1 protein-coding gene is annotated in these 282 nt (G+C 47.5%); it reads left to right on the forward strand.

What is annotated here, in order from left to right; all coding sequences use genetic code 11:
- Window positions 1-241: hypothetical protein (locus AACY52_RS31905; RefSeq protein ID WP_339561640.1), on the forward strand; the 241-nt coding region annotated here is incomplete at its 5' end.
- Window positions 242-282 lie beyond the last annotated feature (41 nt).

Genomic DNA, 282 nt, shown 5'->3' on the forward strand with positions numbered 1-282 from the left:
ACTTGATGACAGCCTTGTTGGAAAGCTATGGGCGCTCAATCAAGGTGAAAGATTTGAGTTGAATTCAGCTTCTCTCAGTTCTGCAGCCGTTCAAAAGTACCGCTTGGAATACGTGATAACGAGAGGCCCTGTTCCTGGGCACTGGCTGTACACAAAATTTGACCCCGAGGAACTTGTATTATTTTTTACGGCAAAAGACTTTGACGGCATTTGCCATGGCTGGACTCTGTTTGACGAGTGACAACCTCAGCTTTAGCTCTCTGAGAGGCAGCTCTGGGTCGA

It is taken from the genome of Pseudomonas sp. EA_65y_Pfl1_P113 (assembly GCF_963970525.1).
GTDB classification, from domain to species: Bacteria; Pseudomonadota; Gammaproteobacteria; order Pseudomonadales; family Pseudomonadaceae; genus Aquipseudomonas; species Aquipseudomonas tritici.